The following is a 14,847-nucleotide window of genomic DNA, read 5'->3' on the forward strand; positions in this document are numbered from 1 at the left end:
TCGCGCAGGCTCGGGGGGGGGCGAGACGTCCTGCTGCTTGCAATGGTGCTGCTGGCACATAGCGGCAAATCGCGCGGGCGCAGGGGGCGAGACGGCGGCGCGGACGTTGCACCGCCGCCACGCACAGCCCCACCCGGCCCCCGGAACGCCGCGTCACATGCACAATGGATTGACCAGCGCCTTAACAGGCCGAAAATGACAGGAAACCGGCAATGACGGTTTTGCGAGACAGGGGGAGGTTAATTCGATGAAACATCTGTTGACGGGCACCGCGGCGCTGATGCTGACCGCCGCACCGGTTTTTGCCGGCGCCATCGAGCGCGCGCCGCAGTCGCTGGGCATCCTGTTCGAGGAAGGGAATTACGTCGAGTTCTCGGCCGGGCGGGTGAGCCCGGACGTATCGGGAACGGACTTGCCGCTGGGCTCGTTGTCGGGCGGAAGCAGCAGCGGTGATATTTCCGAGAACTATAGTTTCTTCGGCCTCGGCTACAAACATCAGTTCAACGAGAATCTCTCTGCTGCACTGATCATTGAGCAGCCTTACGGGGCGGACATCTCCTATCCCGTCGGTGGGTCGGTCAATCTGGGCGGGACCTACGCCTATGTGAACTCGACCACCTACACTGCACTGCTGCGCTATCGATTCGACAACAACTTCGGTATCCACGGCGGCATCCGCGGCTCGCGCGCCGATGGCCGGGTCAATCTGGAAGGTGCCGCTTACGCGACCCTATCGGGATACAATGTGGACCTCGACAGCGCGTGGGGCTGGGGCTACGTGCTGGGCGCAAGCTGGGAAAAGCCTGAGATCGCGGCGCGCGTCTCGCTGACCTACAACTCCCCCATCGAGCACGATTTTGATACGGTGGAAACCGGCTTGCCGGTGCCTGGATTGAACGGAGCTTCTGAGACTACCGTGAAAACCCCGCGATCCTGGACGCTGGAGGGCCAGACAGGCGTCGCTGCCGACACGCTGGTGTTCGGCTCGATCCGCTGGGTCAACTGGTCCGAATTCCGGGTGGATCCGGTTGGACTTGTAACGGTGACCGGAGACGGCCTCGTCGATCTTGAGGACACCACCACCTATACCCTCGGCGTTGCCCGCAAGTTCACCGAGAACTGGTCGGGCGCGCTGTCTTTCGGATACGAGAAATCGGGCCGCCGACTCGTTTCGCCGCTGTCGCCCACCACCGGGCGCAAGAGCCTCGGCCTCGCGGCAGTCTATACGCAGGACAACTGGAAGGTCACGACCGGGATCACCTATATCAAGCTCGGCGATGCCGAGGCAGAGACGGGGACGCCCGATACCGCCCGCGCCGAGTTTCGCGACAACGACGCCTGGGGCATCGGCGTCAAGGTCGGCTACAGCTTCTGACCCCCTCCACCGGGGTGTCACAGGGGGCGGCCCGTCGGCCGCCCCTTTTCCTTTGCCGCGTCGCGGCCTACCTATCGCGGCGGCAAGGCAGACGGGCGGGACCGATGATCTACGACAGCGCAGAATCGTGGCTGGAGGCGCCCGAAAAGCGGGTGATGCTGTTCGGCATGTCCGGGCTGGGGAAAACCCATGTCGCCTCGATGCTGCGCCGCGCCGGCGGCTGGTTCCACTACAGCGTCGACTACCGCATCGGCACCCGCTACATGGGCGAGCTGATCGCCGACGAGTTCAAGCTGCATGCCATGCAGGTGCCGCTGCTGCGCGAGCTGCTGCTGACCGATTCCGTGCGCATCCGCTCGAACATCACCTTCGACAACCTGGCGCCGCTGTCGATGTATCTGGGCAAGCCCGGCGATCCGGCACGGGGCGGGCTGGCGTTTCCCGACTACATGACCCGGCAGAACCAGCACCGCGCCGCGGAAATCGCGGCGATGCTGGATTGCGGGCATTTCATCGACCGCGCCCGCGCGATCTACGGCTATCGCGATTTCGTCTGCGACACCTCGGGCTCGGTGTGCGAGGTGGTGGACCCCGACGATCCCGACGATCCGGTGCTGGCGGCGACCGCCCGGCTGATGCTGCCGGTCTGGATCCGCGGGACCGAGGCGCATACGGCGGAACTGGTGCGGCGCTTTGACCGCGCGCCCAAGCCGATGTATTACCAGCCGGATTTCCTGTCCCGCGCGTGGAGCGATTACGCCGATACCCACCCCGGCCCGGTCTGTCCCGACGCCTTCATCCGCTGGACCTATGCCCGCGCGCTGGCCCACAGGCAGCCCCGATACGAGGCCATGGCCCGGCGCGGCGTGACCGTCGAGGCCGACGAGATCGCCCGCGTCGCCTCGCCCGCGGATTTCGCCGCGCTGATCGCCCGCGCGATCACCCGCAAACACCGAAAGGACGCCTGATGCCGATTACGCTGCCCTCGAACCTGCCGGCGTTTGAAATCCTCAAGCGCGAAGGGGTGATGGTGATGGCGCCCGACCGCGCCGCACGCCAGGACATCCGCCCGCTGCGGATCGCGCTGCTGAACCTGATGCCCAAGAAGATCCAGACGGAAAACCAGTTCGCCCGGCTGATCGGGGCGACGCCGCTGCAGATCGACCTGTCGCTGATCCGCATGTCGGACCACGAATCGCGCAATACCGCCGCCGACCACCTGGAATCCTTCTACCGGCCGTTCACCGAGGTCGAGGCCTCGGGCGAGCGTTTCGACGGGCTGATCGTCACCGGCGCCCCGGTCGAGCATCTGGATTTCGACCAGGTGACCTATTGGGACGAGCTGCGCCGGGTGTTCGACTGGACCCGGACCCATGTGCATTCGAGCTTCGGGGTCTGCTGGGGCGGCATGGCGATGGCCTGGCATTTCCACGGCCTGCCCAAGCACATGCTGGATGACAAGGCCTTCGGCTGCTTCCGCCACCGCAACCTCGCGCCCTCGTCGCCTTACTTGCGCGGGTTCTCGGACGACGTGCTGATCCCGGTCAGCCGCTGGACCGAGGTGCGCCAGTCCGACATCGACGCGCGCGCCGAATTGCAGACGTTGCTGGCCTCGGAACAGGTCGGCCCCTGCCTGATCGAGGATGCGGCGGCTCGGCGGCTCTATATCTTCAACCACCTGGAATATGATTCCACCACGCTGAAGGACGAATACGACCGCGACGTGGCGGCCGGAAAGCCGATCGAGGTGCCGGCGAACTACTATCCCGACAACGACCCCTCGCGCACGCCCACGAACCGCTGGCGCAGCCACGCGCATCTGCTTTACGGCAACTGGATCAACGAGATCTACCAGACCACGCCCTTCGACCTGGCCGAGATCGGGCGGGAACGACCGGGCGGGCGGGCCGCGGTCCCGCCTCCCGTCAATAGGTCGAGACGCTGATCCCCAGGAAGGTTTCATCCTCAACGAACTTGTGGCCCAGCCGCAGCGTCAGCCGCTTGCCCAGCCGGCGGGTCAGCATCAACGTAGGGGTCGGCTCTCCGCCCTGCTCGTGCCACAGCGAAACCTGCCCGCCCCAGCCCGAGGGCAGATGCGTCGCCCCCGCCACCGCCAGCGTGGCCCGGTCGATGCTGGTGAAATCCGCCATCAGGAACAACCCCCAGTCGCCGTATTGCGCCCAGCGATCCGCCGACAGCCGCCAGCCGGCGCGCAGCGCGCCGCAGCGGTCGCGGTCCTCCAGGCAGGTGGCCCAGCGGTAATCCGCAACCTGCCACCAGCCGATCTCCTCGGCCTTGAGCGCGGGGCCGGCGCGCAGGTTCCACGGCGCCCGCCCGCCGCCCAGCGGCCATGTATACAGCACCGAGGCGCGCGCCCAGCGGTCCTCGGCATCCTCGCCCAGCGACATCCCCCAGAGCAGCCGGCCCTTTTCCACCTGCACCACCAGCTGCCCGCCCTCGCGGTGCAGGTCGAGCTGGGTCCAGCTGCCGTCCGCCGCCAGCACCGGGGCGGCGGCGCAGAGCGCGATCAGCAGGGACAGCAGGCGAAACAGGCGCATGGGGACCTCTCACCCCCTCCCTAGCGCAGCAAGGTTGACAGAGGGTTAACGGGCGCCAACCCTGAGGCGGATTCTTCAACCGCCCGCGGACCCACCATGCGCCTGTGCCGAATCCTTGCGCCGTTCCTGCTGCTGGTCTGGGCCGCGACCGGGGCCGGGGCGCAGGCGCTGCCCGACTGGCAGGCGACCACGGTCAACGACCTCGCCGCGGTCCTGGCCCCGCAGGATGCACAAGCGGTCGACCAGGCGCTGGCACAGCTGCGCCGGGACAGCGGCGTCGAGGGCACGCTGGTCACCCTGCCCGACCGCGCCCGCTACGGCGGCGAGGCGCTCGAGCCCTTTGCCACGCGGCTGTTCAACCACTGGGGCATCGGCGACGCCCAGCGTAACAACGGTTTCATGCTGCTGTTCCTGCGCGACGACCGCGAGGCGCGGATCGAGCTCGGGCGCGGCTATCCGGTCGAATCCGACATCGTCGCGCAGGACATCATGTCGCGGGTGATGCTGCCGGCGTTGCGGCGCGGCGAGGTCTCGGCCGCGCTGCGCGACGGCACGCTGGCGGTGATCGACCACATCGCCCGCCCCCATGCCGCCGGGCAGCCGCCGGTGCCAGCCCCGCGCGACCGCAGCGGTTGGGGCGGGCTGGCGGCATTCCTGGCCGCGGCGGCGGCGATGGTCGGGCTGCAGCTGCGCGCGCGGGCCCGCCGCAACCGCTGCCCGCAATGCGGCGCCGGGCTTTCCACCGCCGACACCCCCCTGCGCGAGGACCGCCCCGACGGCGGCTGGCGCACGGCCGAGGCCACGCGGCGCCAGCATTGCCCCGCCTGCGGCTGGAGCCGCGACCGGACCATCCCGCTGCCGGTCATCACCCATTACGACCGCGACGGGCGCCGGGAACGGGTCGAGCCAGCCCCGGGCCGCAGCGGGGGCGGCGGCGGCGGCGGCGGCGGGTTCGGGGGCGGATCCTCGGGCGGCGGCGGCGCCTCGGGGCGCTGGTAGCGGGCGGCGGCCAGCCACGCGGCGCTTGTCAGCGCCGCCCCCGCGCCCTAGCACCGGCACCGAAACCAAGTTGAGGAGAGGGACACCATGGATCTGTCGAATGCCCGCGCCATCATCACCGGCGGCGCCTCGGGGCTGGGGGCCGCCACTGCCGAGCTTTTCCGCCAGCGCGGCGCCCAGGTCACGGTGCTGGACCGTGACGAGGCCGGCCAGGCGGCGGCCGACGCCATCGGCGCGCATTTCGCCTGCACCGACGTGACCGACGAATCCTCCGTCGCCGCCGCCATCGCGCTGGCGATGGAACGCATGGGCGGCATCGACATCTGCGTGAACTGCGCAGGCGTGGCCACCGCCGGCAAGACCCTTGGCCGCGAGGGGCCGCTGGCGCTGGACAGCTTCCGCCGCGTGATCGAGATCAACCTGATCGGCAGCTTCAACGTGCTGCGGCTGGCCGCCGCCGAAATGGCGAAGAACGGGCGCGAGGAAAACGGGGTGATCGTCAACACCGCCTCGGTCGCGGCCTTCGACGGGCAGGCGGGACAGGCGGCCTATGCGGCCTCGAAAGCCGCCATCGCGGGCATGAACCTGCCGATCGCCCGCGACCTTGCGCGCAACAACATCCGCATCTGCGCCATCGCGCCGGGCATCTTCGGCACGCCCATGCTGCGCGGCCTGCCGCAAGAGGTGCAGGACAGCCTCGCGGCCGAGGTCACCAACCCCAGGCGGCTGGGCGATCCGGCGGAATATGCGCGGCTGGCGGCCTTCATCGTGGAAAACGGCTACATGAACGGTGAAACGATCCGCATCGACGGCGCGTTGCGGATGCGCTGACCCTGCCCTGCCCCAGCCCGAAAGGTGCCGCAAGATGCCCGACGCCGCCGCCGACCCGCTTGACTGCCTGATCGTGGGCGGCGGCCCGGCCGGACTGACGGCGGCGCTGTATCTGGCGCGCTTCCACCGCCGGGTGATGGTGGTGGACAAGGGCGAGGGGCGGCTGCAGATGATCCCGCGGACCCATAATCTTGCCGGCTATCCGCAGGGTATCCGCGGGGCCGACCTGCTGTCCGAGATGCGCGGCCAGGCCGCCCGCTACGGCGCGGCGCTGGTTCAGGCCGAGGTGACCGCGCTGCGCCACGCGGACGGGGTGATCGAGGCCGAGATCGCGGGCGCCGACACCGGCGCCCCCCTCGCCCGGCCGGTGCGCGCCCGCACCGTGCTGCTGGCGACCGGGGTGGTGAACCACCGCCCGCCGCTGGACGCCGCCACCCACGACCGCGCCGTCGCCGCAGGGCTGCTGCGCTATTGCCCGATCTGCGACGGCTACGAACAAAGCGGCAAGCGCATCGCGGTGCTGGGCGGCGACCGCCACGGGCTGGCCGAGGCGGTGTTCCTGCGCAGCTACAGCCGCGACGTCACGCTGGTCTCGCTGACCGGGCTGGCGCTGGACCCCGCCGAACGGGCCGAGGCGGAGCGCGCCGGCGTGGCGCTGACCCCCGCGCCGGTGTCGCATTTCGGCTTTGACAAGGGCGAGGTGCGGCTGACCCTGGCCGACGGCTCGCAGCATGTGTTCGACACGCTCTATGCCGCGCTTGGCACCCATACCCGCAACCGCCTGGGCGAGATGCTGGGCACGCGGCTGGTCGATGGCGAGTGTTTCGTTACCGACGCCCATCAGCGCACCACCGCCAGCGGGGTCTATGCGGCCGGCGACGCGGTGGACGCGCTGGACCAGATCGGCATCGCCATCGGCACCGGCGCCCGCGCCGCCGTCGCCATCCACAACGACCTGCGCGCCCGCGACGACGAGTTGCTGGTCCCCTAGCCCAGCAGCCCCTCGGCCACCGCCGCTGACAGACGGTCCACCGCCGCGGCCAGCCGCAGGTCGATCTCGGCCAGGTAGCGGGTCCAGTCCATGAAACCCGCCAGCGGCTCGGCCCCGTCGGAAATCCCGCGCAGCCCGATCAGCGGCAGCCCGAACCCCAGGCAGGCGCGGCAGACGGCATGGGTCTCCATGTCCACCATGTCGGCGTCGATGGCGTCGTAATCCCCGCCCGACACGATCGCCGCCCCCGAGGACAGCCGCGCCAGCGGGATGCCGGGGATGTGCGGCGCCAGCGCCAGCTCGGCCGGCAGGTCCAGCCCCGGGGTCAGCCCGCGCGGAAACCCCAGCGCCGAGACATCCATGTCGCGATAGCTGACCGATTGCGCCTGATAGACCCCGCCCTGTTCCAGATGCCGCGACCCGGCGCTGCCCAGCGACACCACCGCCAGCGGCAGCGCGCCCGCGGATTCCAGCCGGGTCAGCGCGGCGGTGACGGCGATGGCGGCCTCGACCGGGCCGATGCCGGTCATCAGCGGCGTGATCCGCGCCCGCAGCGCCGGGCCGTATTCCTCGGGCGCGGCCATGACGAACAGCAGCGGCCGCCCGGCGACCAGATCCACCGCCGGCAGCCCCGCGCCGATCCGGGGCGGGCGCAACCCGCCGAACGCTTCGCCTGCATCACCGTTCATCGCATCCCCTCGCTGCCGTCCCATTCCCGTCCCAGCCGCGGCCGACATTCTCTGTCTTGCCAAAGGCAGGCCGCACCCGCGGCCTTCGCCCTTGCCCCGCGGCCGACCCGCCGCTAGCGTTCTGACCAAACGTCCAACCCGGAGTCCAGCCCGTGTCCATCCTGCGCACCACCGCCATGGCGCTTGTCCTTGCCGCGCCCAGCCTGTCCCCCGCCCTTGCCGCCGATCCCGAGCTGACCGTCTTTGACTGGGCCGGGTTCGAAGAGCCGGTGATCTATCAGAAATACATCGACAAGCACGGCCAGGGCCCGACCTTCGCCTTTTACGGCGACGACGACGAGGCGTACCAGAAAATCGCCTCGGGGTTCCGGGCGGACGTGGCGCATCCGTGCAGTCAGATGGTGTCGAAATACCGCGACGCCGGGCTGATCGAGCCCTGGGACGAAAGCCGCATCCCGGCGGTGGCCGACATCGACCCGCGCTTCCTCGATTCCGAGGTGTTCCGCGACGATCAGGGGCTGTGGTACATCCCCGCCGATTTCGGCTCGACCGCCGTCGCCTACAACACCGAGACGGTGCCCGAGGAAGACGTCTCGACCCTGCAGATCTTCGTGAACCCGGCCTATCAGGGCCGCACCTCGCTGCCCGATTCCGCCGATGACGTCTGGGCGCTGGGCTATCTGGCCACCGGGGTCACCGACTGGACCGACGTCAGCGACGAACAGTTCCAGGCCGCCGCCGACTGGCTGCGCAAGGCGCACCAGAACGTCGCCGTCTATTGGGCCGACCCCGCGGAAGAGGCACAGCTGATGGCCTCGGGGGCGGTGGACGTGGCGTGGTCGTGGAACGACGTGCTGCCGCTGCTCGAGGCCGAGGGCTATCCGATCGGCTTCCAGCGCACCGCGACCGAGGGCTCCTCGACCTTCTTCTGCGGCTTCGTGAACCTGAAGAACGGCCCGGGCAGCGAGGACAAGGCCTATGACTTCATCAACGCCTGGCTGGACCCCGGCTCGGCGATCGGGCTGCTGGACACCATCGGCTATGGGCTGACCAACACCAAGGGGCTGGAAACCGTCGCCAACGACCCGCGCGTGGTCCACGGTCTGGCCGAGATCGACGCCCCGGTGCTGGCGCAGGTCCCCAACGACCCCGAACAGCGCGAGCGCCAGCTGATCGAGTTCGAAAAGATCAAGGCCGGCTACTGAGCGGCCCGAACGCGGGGGCGCTGCCCCCGCACCCCCGGGATATTTGGGCCACGATGAAACCAGCCGAGGCTTTCATCGTGGCCCAAATATCCTCGGGGGGAATCGCCGCCACGCGATGGGGGGCAGACAGCCCCCCTTTTCTTTTTCGGGCAGGCTCAGCGCCGCGGCATGGTGGCGCCGGTGCGGGGATCCAGCTTTTCCTCGATCTTCCTGCCGTCGGTGGTGATGTATTTCACCTCCCAATAGCCGTCGTCGTCCCATTCCAGCTCGTCGATATAGGCGAGCGCGGCGCCGGCGCTGGTCTCGACCTGCGCGACGATCTGCGACAGCTTCAGCCCGTCGGCGGGCGGCGGCGCGGCGATCGCCAGGGCGGGGGCGAGACCCAGGGTCAGCGTCAGGGCGGCGGCGGCGGGGAAGATACGCATGGAAAACCTCGATCATGTAAGTGACTGCCCGGCAACGCCGCGGGGGGCGGATGGTTCCGGGGCGCGCGGCGCCCGCCCCCGGCGGATCACATTGCGGCCGCGGCCGCTTTGTGTAGCTTGCGCCCATGAATCTCGGAAGGATATTCCCATGAAACGTCGCGACTTCCTGTCCACCGCCGCGCTGGCCTCGGCCGCCGGCGCGCTGGCCGCCCCGGCGCTGGCGCAGGCCCGGCCGAATGTCACCTGGCGGCTGACCTCGAGCTATCCGAAAAGCCTCGAGACGCTCTACGGCATTTCCGACCATGTCGCGCGCCGGGTGGCCGAGATGACCGACGGCGGCTTCCAGATCCAGCCCTTTGCGGCCGGAGAGCTGGTGCCGCCGCTGCAGGCGCTGGACGCGGTGTCGGACGGCACGGTGGAATGCGCGCATACGCTTGGGTCCTACAACATCGGCAAGGACCCGACCTGGGCTTTCGACACTTCGCTGCCCTTCGGGATGAACACCCGCCAGAACACCGCCTGGCTGCTTTACGGCGGCGGGCTGGAACTGGTGAACGAATTCATCGCCAGCGCCAACGTCCGCTCGATCCCCTCGGGCAACACCGGGGCGCAGATGGGCGGCTGGTATCGCAAGCCGATCACCTCGGTCGCCGACCTGAACGGGCTCAAGCTGCGCATCGCCGGGCTGGGCGGCACCATCCTGTCGCGACTGGGGGTGGTGCCCCAGCAGATCGGCGGCGGCGACATCTATGCGGCGCTGGAACGCGGCACCATCGACGCGGCCGAGTTCTCGGGGCCCTACGACGACGAGAAGCTGGGCTTCCAGCGGGTCGCGCCCTATTACTATTACCCCGGCTGGTGGGAAGGCACGGCCAACGTCGGGCTGTACATCAACCTCGACGCCTGGGGGGCACTGCCCGCGTCCTACCAGGCCGTGCTGGAAACCGCCTGCTCCGAGGCGATGACCCATTGCGTCGCCAAATACGACAACGGCAACCCCGAGGCGCTGATGCGGCTGGTGTCCAGCGGCGCGCAGCTGCAGGCGTTCCCCGACGACGTGCTGGCGGCGGCCTTTGCGGAATCGCGCAAGCTCTATGCGGAATACGCGGCGGCGAACGACAATTTCCGCAAGATCTACGACCACTGGTCGGCCTATTGGACCCGGCAGCAGCAGTGGCTGCGGGTGGCGGAACTGCCCTACGATTACTTCACCTCGGCCCAGGCCGGGCAGTAACACTCCAACCTCCACCTGCGCGCGGCCCCGTCCGGGCCGCGCCGCTTCATGAACGGGAACAGCGCATGGACCGCAGCGAACAGGAACGCATCGCCCTTGACCAGCCCGCCTTCGCGCGGCTGCTGGGGTTTCGGCTGGTCGGCATCACCCAGGACGAGCTGGTGGGCGAGGTCGCGGTCACCGACGAGCTGGCCAACCGCAACGGCGTCATGCATGGCGGCGCGATCATGGCGATGGCCGACAATCTGGGCGGCACCGCCACGATGATCAACCTGCCCCCCGGCAAGACCACCACCACCGTGGAAAGCAAGACCAATTTCCTGCGCCCGATCCGCGTCGGCGACACCGCCACCGGCCGCAGCATCCCGCTGCACCGCGGGCGCACGACGATGGTGTGGCAGACCACCATCACCCGCGGCGACGGCAAGGTGGCGGCGATCGTCACCCAGACCCAGATGGTGATCGACTGGAAGGGCTGACCCCGGCGGCGCGGGCGTCCTCGGGGGACCGACAAAACGGGCAAAGGAGGTTGTAATAAGCTTGCCCAGCCCCGACCATGGCCGTTCCCCCAACAGGAAAGGCCGACCATGAACATGCAAGACATCCTTCGTTCCGCCGCGCTGATGCTGCTGCTGGCTACCCCTGCGGCACTGGCCCAGGACGCCGCTGCCCCTGCCGAGACCGCTGGACAGGCCGCGCCGGAAGCGGCGGCGCAGGAATACGCGCCGCAAAAGGCCGTCTATCACATCAACTATCCGGGCGGCATCGACGGCTCGGGCTACAAGCCGGCGCTGAACAACCTTGACAACCACCTGAACGCGGTGGGCGAGGACAATCTGGACCTGCGGGTGGTGATGCACGGCGACGGGCTGGGGCTGCTGGCCGCGGCGAACAAGGACCAGGCGCTGCAGGCCACGATCTCGGATCTCAAGGCGCGGGGGGTGCGGTTCCTCGTCTGCAACAACACGCTGGTCGGCCGCAACATCGACCCGGAGACCGACCTGTTCGACGTCTGGCCCGAGGATATCGTGCAGGCCGGGGTGGCCGAGGTCGCCCGGCTGCAGCAGGAGGGCTTTGTCTATATCAAGCCCTGACGCGAGGCCCCGCGATCGGGCCTTGCAGGGGGGCGGCGGCCCCCCTATCTTGGTCCTGTCCGGGTTCGCCCGGACTATGGACATAAACGCGCAGGTAATAAGCGGATCGGACCCGGGGGCGGTACCCGGCGGCTCCACCATCCATCCCTCGTTGGGGGCGAATGGGGCCGAAACAGGATCGACGAACGTCTAAAGCTGTTTGCTTTGTCTCGGTGAGCTACCACCGTTATCGGTGCGAAAAGTACAGTTGCCAACGACAACCGTGCTCCGGTGGCTCTGGCTGCGTAAGCAGCTCGGGTAACCGAAAACTAAGCCCTGTCGCTTAGCCGCGGCAGGCGGGGCCCGCAGGAGCCTGGCAACAGAATCCTGCACTTTCCCCCCCCCTTTTTCCGCTATCCCATCGGCCCCTGCGATCCGCGCATGGTCGCGCGCCGCGCATCCTCGCGCCGGACCCAGATCGCCAGCCCCAGGAACACCCCGATATAAAGCAGCCCCGTCGCCAGCACCACGACGCCCGGGATCGGGCCGATGCGGGCGCGTTCGATGAAATGGGACAGCGAGGTGACCGGGTTGGGGTGGACCAGCAGCTTGCCGACATAGGCGATGGACTGGATCAGCAGGATCCACAGGTAGTTGCGCCGGATCCGCCGCGACATCGCCACCAGATAGCTGACGTGATAGCGCGGCGCGCGATAGTCGTCGGCCAGCGTCAGCTGCCAGTTGGTGCCGTCGTCCAGCACCCCGTCGCGCAGCATCGGCACATAGAGATGCTTTTCCATCCAGCGCGCCCGCGCCCGCCAGACGTTGAAATAGCGATAGCGCCGCGCCTCGAGCGCAAGGAACAGCAGGATCAGGATCCCCACCAGCACCAGCGGCAGCGGCGAGGAATCGCGCGAGGCGAAGGTGATCGACAGCGCCACCCCCAGCGTCACCACCGACCAGTTGGTGGTGGTGTCCAGCCGCGTGCGCCAGACGGTCGAGCGATAGATCTCGCCCCGGTAGAGATGGGCCAGCGCCCCAAGCTCGGCCGGGGTGAAGCGGCGCGGCTCGGGCTGGTCGTCGCTGGCGCTGTCCGTGGTCAAGTCCTGCCCCTCCCCTTCCCTGCCGGGTTTCCGGGTCCCGGTCGGGCAAGTGGACCACGCCGCAATGGGCCCGCGCAAGCCCGCAGCTTGGGCGCGGGCGGGCCTGCGCGGGCTCTTTCGTTTTGCGCCTGCTTGTGCGACCAACGCCCGGCCCGCCGCTGGTGCGGGCAGGTTTGCTGGAAGGTGCCGCCGAGATGCCGCAGGATGACGCCCGCGATGCCGAAACCCTGATCGCCCGCATGGGCGCGGCCGCGCGCGCCGCCGCGGCCGCGCTGGCCCATGCCGATGCCGAGCGCAAATACGCCGCGCTGATCGGGGCCGCCCATGCCATCGTCGAATCGGAAGCCGCCATCCTGAACGCCAATGCCGAGGATCTGGCCTATGCCGAGCAAAACGGCCTGTCGCCGGCGATGATCGACCGGCTGCGGCTGGACCCGGCCCGCATCCGCGCCATCGCCGACGGGCTGCGCACGGTGGCCGAACAGCCCGATCCGGTGGGGCGGGTGCTGGCGGAATGGGACCGGCCGAACGGGCTGCATATCCAGCGGGTGGCCACGCCCATCGGGGTGCTGGGGGTGATCTACGAAAGCCGCCCCAACGTCACCGCCGACGCCGGCGCGCTGGCGCTGAAATCCGGCAATGCGGTGATCCTGCGCGGGGGGACGGACAGCATCCATTCCTCTGGCGCGATCCTCGACTGCATGAAACGGGGGCTGCGGCAGGCCGGGCTGCCCGAGGACGCGATCCAGATGGTGCCGGTGCGCGACCGCGCCGCCGTCGCCGCGATGCTGCGCGCGCAGGGGCTGATCGACGTGATCATCCCGCGCGGCGGCAAGGGGCTGGTCGGGCTGGTGCAGGCCGAGGCCCGCGTGCCGGTGTTTGCGCATCTGGAAGGCATCTGCCACGTCTATGCCGACCGCGACGCCGATCTGGACAAGGCGCGGCGGGTGGTGCTGAACGCCAAGACCCGGCGCACCGGCGTCTGCGGCGCGGCCGAGACCCTGCTGATCGACCGCGGCTTTTACGAACGCCACGGCGAGGTGCTGATTCGCGACCTGCTGGACGCGGGCGTCGAGGTCCGGGCCGAGGGCGAGCTGGCCGCCATTCCCGGCACCACCACGGCCCGCCCCGAGGATTTCGGGCATGAGTTCCTGGACATGATCATCGCCGCAAAGCTGGTCGACGGCGTGGATGGGGCGATTGCCCATATAAACCAGCACAGCTCGGGCCACACCGAATCGATCCTGACCGAGAACGACGCCACCGCCGCCCGGTTCATGCAGCGCATCGATTCCGCGATCCTGCTGCGCAATGCGTCGACCCAGTTCGCCGATGGCGGAGAATTCGGGATGGGCGCCGAGATCGGCATCGCCACCGGCAAGCTGCACGCGCGCGGGCCGGTCGGGGCCGAGCAGCTGACCAGCTTCAAGTATCTGGTGACCGGGGACGGCACCATCCGCCCCTGAACCGCGCAGGCGGGCGGGGTCAGAAGCTGATCTCGCCGCCGGTCGCGTCCACCTCCCACAGGATGGGGCGGTGGTGCTGCTGCGCCAGCACCCCCAGCACCGCGAAATGCACCTCGGACGGCTCGGGCGGCGACAGCGGCGCCCCCAGCGGCGCCAGCCAGCCCCACAGCCCCGGCTGGCTGCGGGTGCGCGAGGCCTCGCCCACCACCCGCCAGCCCGACATCGAGCGGCAGACCAGCACCCGCCCGCCCCAGGGCATCGCCGAATCCATGCACATCAGCGCCAGCAGCAGCATCCGCGCCTCGACCCGCGACAGATCGCCGCTGCCCTCGATCTCGACCGCCAGCCTTGTGCCGCGGGCGTAATCCTGCGCCAGCTGCGCGACCTCGGTCACGGCGGTGCGCTGGTCGCGGGTGGCATGGCCAAAGGCGGTGCGGTAGAATCGCACCCGCGCCCGCGCCGCCTTGACGCTTTCGCCGATCAGCGACAGCTCGGGCGACTTGGCCAGCCCCGGGTATTCGCCGGCCATTTCCAGCAGCTCGACCCCGTTGCCGATCGCCCCCAGCGGAGAGACCAGATCATGGCACAACCGCGCCGCGACCAGGCTGGCCAGTTCGATGCCCAGCCCGCCGGATGTGCCGGCCGGGATCGCGTCGGCCGGGATTGTGACCGGCCTCATCGTCCGCTAGCCTTTGCGCCCAGACCAGCCGAGGCGGATCCCAAGATGAACACGACGTCCACAGCCGCGCCCGACGCCGGGCCGATCGCCGGGATGCCCGCCCCCGGTGCCGTCCCGGCCGATGGCCGCTGCACCCCGGGCCGGATGCGATGGCGCGCTTGGTGCGGGCGGGATGCGGGTCCGGGCCGTGTTGGATCAGAACTGCTCACTCCTGCGCCC

The 14,847-nt window shown here is 69.3% G+C and carries 16 protein-coding genes and 1 other RNA gene; 12 read left to right on the forward strand and 5 right to left on the reverse strand.

The window, feature by feature from the left end; translation table 11 throughout:
- Positions 1-247: 247 nt before the first annotated feature.
- From RSP45_RS05240 to metA, 3 genes are all read left to right on the forward strand, one after another.
- Entirely contained in the window at positions 248-1,375 is a 1,128-nt protein-coding gene (locus tag RSP45_RS05240; protein WP_415393495.1) for an OmpP1/FadL family transporter, read from the forward strand.
- 104 nt (positions 1,376-1,479) lie between these two features.
- Complete coding sequence (locus RSP45_RS05245) at positions 1,480-2,343, forward strand: ATPase (RefSeq protein ID WP_415393496.1); 864 nt, start codon at positions 1,480-1,482, stop codon at positions 2,341-2,343.
- On the forward strand, positions 2,343-3,320 hold the full coding sequence (metA, locus tag RSP45_RS05250) for a homoserine O-acetyltransferase MetA (protein ID WP_415393497.1): 978 nt from the start codon (positions 2,343-2,345) through the stop codon (positions 3,318-3,320). The genes RSP45_RS05245 and metA overlap by 1 nt, the downstream gene beginning before the upstream one ends.
- Here metA and RSP45_RS05255 read toward each other — a convergent pair.
- Entirely contained in the window at positions 3,301-3,933 is a 633-nt protein-coding gene (locus RSP45_RS05255) for a hypothetical protein (protein ID WP_415393498.1), read from the reverse strand. The two genes, metA and RSP45_RS05255, sit on opposite strands and share 20 nt — an antisense overlap.
- 96 nt (positions 3,934-4,029) lie before the next feature.
- Between RSP45_RS05255 and RSP45_RS05260 the strand changes: the two genes are divergently transcribed.
- The 3 genes from RSP45_RS05260 to RSP45_RS05270 all read left to right on the forward strand — a co-directional run bounded on the left by RSP45_RS05260 (position 4,030) and on the right by RSP45_RS05270 (position 6,754).
- A complete protein-coding gene (locus RSP45_RS05260; RefSeq protein ID WP_415393499.1) occupies positions 4,030-4,932 on the forward strand; it encodes a TPM domain-containing protein in 903 nt (300 codons plus the stop codon).
- 87 nt (positions 4,933-5,019) lie between these two features.
- Positions 5,020-5,763, forward strand: a complete 744-nt coding sequence (locus tag RSP45_RS05265) for an SDR family NAD(P)-dependent oxidoreductase (protein WP_415393500.1) — start codon at positions 5,020-5,022, stop codon at positions 5,761-5,763.
- 34 nt (positions 5,764-5,797) lie between these two features.
- The gene (locus RSP45_RS05270) at positions 5,798-6,754 is read left to right on the forward strand and encodes an NAD(P)/FAD-dependent oxidoreductase (protein ID WP_415393501.1); all 957 of its coding nucleotides are present in this window, start codon (positions 5,798-5,800) and stop codon (positions 6,752-6,754) included.
- Here the strand turns inward: RSP45_RS05270 and RSP45_RS05275 are convergent.
- On the reverse strand, positions 6,751-7,443 hold the full coding sequence (locus RSP45_RS05275; protein WP_415393502.1) for a 5'-methylthioadenosine/S-adenosylhomocysteine nucleosidase: 693 nt from the start codon (positions 7,441-7,443) through the stop codon (positions 6,751-6,753). The genes RSP45_RS05270 and RSP45_RS05275 overlap by 4 nt on opposite strands.
- 176 nt (positions 7,444-7,619) lie before the next feature.
- On the opposite strand from RSP45_RS05275, the gene RSP45_RS05280 reads away from it, so the two are divergent.
- Complete coding sequence (locus tag RSP45_RS05280; RefSeq protein ID WP_415394003.1) at positions 7,620-8,648, forward strand: ABC transporter substrate-binding protein; 1,029 nt, start codon at positions 7,620-7,622, stop codon at positions 8,646-8,648.
- 155 nt (positions 8,649-8,803) lie between these two features.
- Here RSP45_RS05280 and RSP45_RS05285 read toward each other — a convergent pair whose 3' ends face one another.
- On the reverse strand, positions 8,804-9,073 hold the full coding sequence (locus RSP45_RS05285; protein ID WP_073063051.1) for a PepSY domain-containing protein: 270 nt from the start codon (positions 9,071-9,073) through the stop codon (positions 8,804-8,806).
- Positions 9,074-9,221: 148 nt separating this feature from the next.
- On the opposite strand from RSP45_RS05285, the gene RSP45_RS05290 reads away from it, so the two are divergent.
- The 4 genes from RSP45_RS05290 to ssrA all read left to right on the forward strand — a co-directional run bounded on the left by RSP45_RS05290 (position 9,222) and on the right by ssrA (position 11,774).
- Positions 9,222-10,307 carry a TRAP transporter substrate-binding protein gene (locus RSP45_RS05290; RefSeq protein WP_303731233.1) on the forward strand — a complete coding sequence of 362 codons (1,086 nt, stop codon included), beginning with the start codon at positions 9,222-9,224 and terminating at the stop codon, positions 10,305-10,307.
- A 65-nt stretch (positions 10,308-10,372) separates the two neighbouring features.
- Positions 10,373-10,786, forward strand: a complete 414-nt coding sequence (locus RSP45_RS05295) for a PaaI family thioesterase (protein ID WP_073063057.1) — start codon at positions 10,373-10,375, stop codon at positions 10,784-10,786.
- A 108-nt stretch (positions 10,787-10,894) separates the two neighbouring features.
- Positions 10,895-11,401, forward strand: coding sequence for a DsrE family protein (locus RSP45_RS05300; protein ID WP_415393503.1), 507 nt, complete (start codon positions 10,895-10,897; stop codon positions 11,399-11,401).
- Positions 11,402-11,419: 18 nt separating this feature from the next.
- Positions 11,420-11,774: a transfer-messenger RNA gene (ssrA, locus tag RSP45_RS05305) on the forward strand.
- A gap of 19 nt (positions 11,775-11,793) precedes the next feature.
- On the opposite strand, the gene RSP45_RS05310 is transcribed toward ssrA, so the two are convergent.
- Positions 11,794-12,483 carry a DUF2270 domain-containing protein gene (locus RSP45_RS05310; protein ID WP_415393504.1) on the reverse strand — a complete coding sequence of 230 codons (690 nt, stop codon included), beginning with the start codon at positions 12,481-12,483 and terminating at the stop codon, positions 11,794-11,796.
- 194 nt (positions 12,484-12,677) lie between these two features.
- Here RSP45_RS05310 and RSP45_RS05315 point away from each other — a divergent pair, with 194 nt between their 5' ends.
- Positions 12,678-13,949 carry a glutamate-5-semialdehyde dehydrogenase gene (locus RSP45_RS05315; protein WP_415393505.1) on the forward strand — a complete coding sequence of 424 codons (1,272 nt, stop codon included), beginning with the start codon at positions 12,678-12,680 and terminating at the stop codon, positions 13,947-13,949.
- Positions 13,950-13,968: 19 nt separating this feature from the next.
- On the opposite strand, the gene RSP45_RS05320 is transcribed toward RSP45_RS05315, so the two are convergent.
- Positions 13,969-14,628, reverse strand: a complete 660-nt coding sequence (locus RSP45_RS05320; RefSeq protein WP_415393506.1) for a histidine phosphotransferase family protein — start codon at positions 14,626-14,628, stop codon at positions 13,969-13,971.
- Between the last annotated feature and the right edge of the window lie 219 nt (positions 14,629-14,847).

It is taken from the genome of Paracoccus sp. SJTW-4, from assembly GCF_047716885.1.
Classification (GTDB): domain Bacteria; phylum Pseudomonadota; class Alphaproteobacteria; order Rhodobacterales; family Rhodobacteraceae; genus Paracoccus; species Paracoccus solventivorans.

What these genes read in the sequence shown, in the direction of transcription:
- RSP45_RS05280 (WP_415394003.1), top strand. Translation starts at nt 7,620, where the DNA reads ATGGCGCTTGTCCTTGCCGCGCCCAGCCTGTCCCCCGCCCTTGCCGCC.
- metA (WP_415393497.1), top strand. Translation starts at nt 2,343, where the DNA reads ATGCCGATTACGCTGCCCTCGAACCTGCCGGCGTTTGAAATCCTCAAG.
- RSP45_RS05290 (WP_303731233.1), top strand. Translation starts at nt 9,222, where the DNA reads ATGAAACGTCGCGACTTCCTGTCCACCGCCGCGCTGGCCTCGGCCGCC.
- RSP45_RS05285 (WP_073063051.1), bottom strand. Translation starts at nt 9,073, where the DNA reads ATGCGTATCTTCCCCGCCGCCGCCGCCCTGACGCTGACCCTGGGTCTC.
- RSP45_RS05265 (WP_415393500.1), top strand. Translation starts at nt 5,020, where the DNA reads ATGGATCTGTCGAATGCCCGCGCCATCATCACCGGCGGCGCCTCGGGG.
- RSP45_RS05295 (WP_073063057.1), top strand. Translation starts at nt 10,373, where the DNA reads ATGGACCGCAGCGAACAGGAACGCATCGCCCTTGACCAGCCCGCCTTC.
- RSP45_RS05240 (WP_415393495.1), top strand. Translation starts at nt 248, where the DNA reads ATGAAACATCTGTTGACGGGCACCGCGGCGCTGATGCTGACCGCCGCA.
- RSP45_RS05245 (WP_415393496.1), top strand. Translation starts at nt 1,480, where the DNA reads ATGATCTACGACAGCGCAGAATCGTGGCTGGAGGCGCCCGAAAAGCGG.
- RSP45_RS05315 (WP_415393505.1), top strand. Translation starts at nt 12,678, where the DNA reads ATGCCGCAGGATGACGCCCGCGATGCCGAAACCCTGATCGCCCGCATG.
- RSP45_RS05260 (WP_415393499.1), top strand. Translation starts at nt 4,030, where the DNA reads ATGCGCCTGTGCCGAATCCTTGCGCCGTTCCTGCTGCTGGTCTGGGCC.
- RSP45_RS05275 (WP_415393502.1), bottom strand. Translation starts at nt 7,443, where the DNA reads ATGAACGGTGATGCAGGCGAAGCGTTCGGCGGGTTGCGCCCGCCCCGG.
- RSP45_RS05270 (WP_415393501.1), top strand. Translation starts at nt 5,798, where the DNA reads ATGCCCGACGCCGCCGCCGACCCGCTTGACTGCCTGATCGTGGGCGGC.
- RSP45_RS05300 (WP_415393503.1), top strand. Translation starts at nt 10,895, where the DNA reads ATGAACATGCAAGACATCCTTCGTTCCGCCGCGCTGATGCTGCTGCTG.
- RSP45_RS05255 (WP_415393498.1), bottom strand. Translation starts at nt 3,933, where the DNA reads ATGCGCCTGTTTCGCCTGCTGTCCCTGCTGATCGCGCTCTGCGCCGCC.
- RSP45_RS05320 (WP_415393506.1), bottom strand. Translation starts at nt 14,628, where the DNA reads ATGAGGCCGGTCACAATCCCGGCCGACGCGATCCCGGCCGGCACATCC.